The sequence below is a fragment of the Mesorhizobium sp. M0317 genome (genome assembly GCF_040321555.1).
In the GTDB taxonomy this organism is placed as follows: Bacteria; Pseudomonadota; Alphaproteobacteria; order Rhizobiales; family Rhizobiaceae; genus Mesorhizobium.
This window is the reverse complement of record NZ_JAMYRV010000086.1, coordinates 1-4,402: the sequence shown is the minus strand read 5'-3', so window position 1 is coordinate 4,402 and position 4,402 is coordinate 1. Positions and strand designations below refer to the sequence as shown.

The following is a 4,402-nucleotide window of genomic DNA, read 5'->3' as shown; positions in this document are numbered from 1 at the left end:
GGATCGCGCCGACCGTCGAGGCTGAAGGCCACATGAACTCGGGAGCCGTGCGCCTGAGCCGTGCCACGATCTTCTTTGGACCCCAGAGCGGATGCAGCTCCTTGGCCGCCACAATCCGCTCAACCAGGTCCTGAGCTGTCGCCCGGCCATGATTGAGCGGGGCTCGCGGCAGGTCGTGCAAACCTTCCGGGCCGAACTCCCGATAACGTCCGAGCCATTTGTAGCCGTTCTTGCGTGAGATCCCGTAGGCCGCACAAAGCGCAACTATCGTCTCATCCCCAGCAAGACACTCCACAACAAACCGTAGCCGCTCGTCCATGATGCCAGTCTCTCGCCAAACCATCGCCGGTCCTCCCGGCGAAGGAGAAAACTGTCACCCATGCTATCGGTCCATTCTGTTACCTATCTATCCGGTTCGGACAAGCGCCCCTCTCCCCGTCTCTATACGGGGAGAGGATGCCGGCAGGCAGGTGAGGGGCAGCGCTGAGGTTCGGCAATTGGCGGCCGGCGCCGCCGGCGCGTGAACCTCAGCGTGGTGCGCGCTTGGCGAGTATCCGCTGCAGCGTGCGGCGATGCATGTTGAGCCGGCGCGCGGTTTCCGACACGTTGCGGTCGCACATTTCGTAGACGCGCTGGATGTGTTCCCAGCGCACGCGGTCGGCCGACATCGGGTTTTCCGGCGGTGCGGCGCGTTCGCCGGCGGTGCGGGTGAGCGCTGCAAACACGTCGTCGGCGTCAGCCGGCTTCGACAGATAGTCGATGGCGCCGAGCTTCACCGCGGTCACCGCGGTGGCGATGTTGCCGTAGCCGGTGAGGATGACGGTGCGGGCATCGTCGCGCTTCTCGCGGATGGCGGCGACGACGTCGAGTCCGTTGCCGTCGCCAAGCCGCATGTCGACCACCGCATAGGCCGGCGGGTGGGCGCGCGCCTTGGCCACCGCCTCCTCGACGCTCTCGGCCGTCTCGACCACGAAACCCCTGGTTTCCATGGCGCGGGCCAGCCGCGTCAGGAACGGCTTGTCGTCGTCGACGATGAGCAGCGAGGTGTCCTCGCCTTCGACCATTGCGCCAATTGCTTCTTCGCCAGTCATTATCTTAAAAAATCCTGCTGCCTTAATTTTACGCAGATATAGTTCCTGAACGCCATTGTCCAATTTTGCCGCCTCCGCCAAGGCTTTTACGCGGTGTCGAACATCGAGATCCCCACCGATTCCGGGTTGAGGAAGACGGTGCGGGGCCACGATATCTGCACGATGGCGCCCTCGCCCAGCCCGCTCGAATTGCGGAAATCGAGCGTGGCGCCGGAGCGTTCGAGCAAGGTCTTGGCAATGAAGAGCCCGAGTCCAAGGCCACCGCCGGCCTCGTTGCCCTGGCGTGTCGACATATAGGGCTCGCCGATGCGATCGATGATTTCGGGGGGAAAGCCCGGCCCGTCATCGATGATCGAGAAGGTGACGTCGAGTTCGTCCCAGCTCCATCGCACCGTCACACTGTTGCGGGCGAAGTCGACGGCGTTCTCGACCAGATTGCCGAGGCCGTAGATGACCCCGGGGTTGCGTCGTCCCACCGGTTCGGGGCCGACGCGCTCGCCCGGCCGAAGCTTGATCGAGATGCCGAAATCGCGGTGCGGCGCCGTCACCTCCTCGACCAGCGAAGTCAGCGGCAGACGCGACAGATGCGCCTCACCCTCGGAGGACAGGCTGGTCAGCCGCTTCAGGATCTCGCGGCAGCGCTCGCTCTGCGACCGCAACAGCTTCACATCCTCACCATATTTCGGATCGTTACCCAGCGCCTTCTCCATTTCCTTGGAGACAAGGGCGATGGTGGCGAGCGGCGTGCCGAGTTCGTGCGCGGCGGCGGCGGCGAGGCCATCGAGCGCCGACAGATGCTGCTCGCGCTGCAACACCAGTTCGGTGGCGGCAAGCGCATTGGCGAGCAGGCGGGCTTCCTCGGCGACGCGGAAGGCATAGATGGCGGTGAAGGCGATCGAGGAAAACACCGCCATCCATATTCCGGCGACATAGATGAACGGCATGGGCAGCGGCGCGCCCTCATACCATGGCAGCGGCTGGTGGAAGAAGACCAGCAACGTGGCCGCCGCCATGACCAGCGCGCCGAGCACCGCAGTCAGCCGGAGCGGCAGCGACGCCGCCGAGATGACGACGGGCACGGTCATCAGCACCGAGAACGGGTTGGTGAGGCCGCCGGTCAAATAGAGCAGGCCGGCAAGCTGCAGGCTGTCGAAGGTCAGGATGAAAAAGGCTGAGAACGGGGTCAGCCGGTGCGCTGCCGGATAGCGGAAGGTCAGCACCAGGTTAAGCCAGGCCGAGCAGGCGACCAGCGCGAAGCAGAGGCTGACCGGCAGCGGGAATTTGAGCCCATAGGCGACGACCAGCACCGCCAGGCTCTGGCCCACGATGGCCAGCCAGCGCAGCCGGATCAGCGTGTTGAGGCGCAGCCGCTGGCTTTGCTGGAAGTCTGGCGCGTGCACGATGTTGATCATGGCCAAGGATTATAGCCGGGAAAGGACGAGCGCTAGGTCCCTCGCGGTTTGGCGCGGGCGGTGGCCGCAGCGAGCAGCGGATTTTCCGGCCAGACATGGCGGGGATAACGGCCGCGCATATCGGTGCGCACATCGGCCCAGGAGCCGCGCCAGAAGCCGGGCAGGTCGCGCGTCGTCTGGATCGGCCGGTGCGCCGGCGACAACAGCTCGAGCGTCAGCTGTACGGTGCCGTTGGCGATTGCCGGATGGCGGTCAAGGCCGAATAGTTCCTGCACGCGGATGGCCAGCACCGGCCATTCGCCGTCATAGCGGATCGGCACATGGCTGCCGGAGGGCGCGTCGAAATGGGTCGGCGCCAGTGTGCCGACCTTGCGCTGCAATTCGTGCGGCACCAGCGCCATCAGGCCTGACGACAGCACGCCGGGATCGATCGCGGCGAAGGATGCCTTGCCCGAAAGGAACGGCAGCAGCCAGTCGTCGAGGCCTTCGAGCAGGGCGGGTTCCGAAACATCGGGCCAAGGCGCGCCGAGGCCGCGATGCAGCCAGCCGAGCCGTTGGCGCAGCGTCTCGCCGTCCTTGCCCCATTCCAGCAGCGACAGGCCGTGCTCGCACAAGGCATCCAGGATGGCGCGGTCGGCGTCTGTTCCAGTTGGTGCGGGCAGCATGCGCTCCGACAAAGTGATGGCGCCGAGCCTGGCGGTCTCGCGCACGCGCGCCGCGCGCCGCTCGCGGTCGAAGCTTGTCTCGCGGCGCGTCTCGATCCTGTCGGAGAGTGCGGCGCGGATGTCGGCCTCGTCGACGGCTGCCGCCGCCGTGATGCGGGCATTTTGCGCCTTGCCTTGCAGATCGGCGACGACCAGCCAGCTCTCGCCGGCCAGCGGATCGGCGGCGTCGAGCATGGCGCCGGAGCCGTTGGCGAGCACGAAACGCCCGCGCTCGCCGCGCGCTCTGGCGACACGGTCCGGCCAGGCGTGGATGAGGAGAAGACCGGCAGAAGCGGTTTCGCTGCTCTTGGCGCCGCCCGCCTCCTTCGCCAATCGCCCGGCAAGCTGCCTTGCCGCAACGGCGCGCGGTGACTTTTCCGTGCGGAAGCGCATCAGGCGCCGTTCGAGGTCGGCGCCGTCGCCGCCAAGGCCACGCTCGGTGAGCAGGACGGCTAGCATCGCAGCCTCGAGCGCGTGGCCGCCGCCAGCGGCTTCAGCGACCATGTGTGCGAGCCGCACGGGCAGGGCCAGCTTGCGCATCGCGCCGCCCGCCTCCGTCAGCCGGCCGGCCGCATCGATGGCGTGCAGCGTCAGGAGCAGCGCCCGCGCCTCGTTGAGCGCGGGAATGGGCGGCGGATCGAGGAAGGACAGGCTTGCGGGATCGGCGACGCCGAAGGCGGCGCAATCGAGCAGCAGGCCGGACAGGTCGGCTTCGAGAATCTCGGGTGGGGTGAAGGCGGGAAGGGCCGCCGTCTGCTCGGCCCGCCAAAGGCGGATGGCGACGCCTGGCTGTGTACGCCCGGCGCGGCCGGCGCGCTGATCGGCGGACGCCCTGGAAACGCGCACCGTCTCCAGCCGGGTCAGACCGCTTGCCGGCTCGTAGCGCGGCAGCCGCGACAGGCCGGAATCGATGACGACGCGCACGCCGTCGATGGTGATCGAGGTCTCGGCGATCGACGTCGCCAGCACCACCTTGCGGCGGCCCGGCAGCGGCGGTTTGATGGCGGCATCCTGCGCCCTGTTGTCGAGCTGACCGTAGAGCGGCACGATGTCGGTGTCGGCGCCGAGGCGGCTCTGCAGCCGCTCGGCCGTGCGCGCGCTCTCGGGGGGGCCGGGCAGGACGGGGCGCACCCTGCCGCCGTCGCCGGCCAGCGCCGGCCGGGGCGCCGTGGGCATGGCGGGGTGGAGGGGGAGG

General features: G+C 67.7%; 4 protein-coding genes. All 4 read right to left on the bottom strand.

Annotated features, from left to right (window positions below):
• A partial coding sequence (locus NKI88_RS31475) for a helix-turn-helix domain-containing protein (protein ID WP_352659274.1) occupies window positions 1-343 on the bottom strand: 343 nt, incomplete at its 3' end.
• 184 nt (window positions 344-527) lie between these two features.
• Window positions 528-1,091 (bottom strand): ActR/PrrA/RegA family redox response regulator transcription factor, encoded by a 564-nt coding sequence (locus NKI88_RS31470; protein WP_023672848.1) that lies wholly within the window; start codon window positions 1,089-1,091, stop codon window positions 528-530.
• Window positions 1,092-1,177: 86 nt separating this feature from the next.
• Window positions 1,178-2,503, bottom strand: coding sequence for an ActS/PrrB/RegB family redox-sensitive histidine kinase (locus NKI88_RS31465; RefSeq protein WP_023738116.1), 1,326 nt, complete (start codon window positions 2,501-2,503; stop codon window positions 1,178-1,180).
• Between the two features lie 32 nt (window positions 2,504-2,535).
• On the bottom strand, window positions 2,536-4,402 hold a 1,867-nt coding region (gene hrpB / locus NKI88_RS31460; RefSeq protein ID WP_352659272.1), incomplete at its 5' end, for an ATP-dependent helicase HrpB.

What these genes read in the sequence shown, in the direction of transcription:
- NKI88_RS31470 (WP_023672848.1), bottom strand. Translation starts at nt 1,091, where the DNA reads ATGACTGGCGAAGAAGCAATTGGCGCAATGGTCGAAGGCGAGGACACC.
- NKI88_RS31465 (WP_023738116.1), bottom strand. Translation starts at nt 2,503, where the DNA reads ATGATCAACATCGTGCACGCGCCAGACTTCCAGCAAAGCCAGCGGCTG.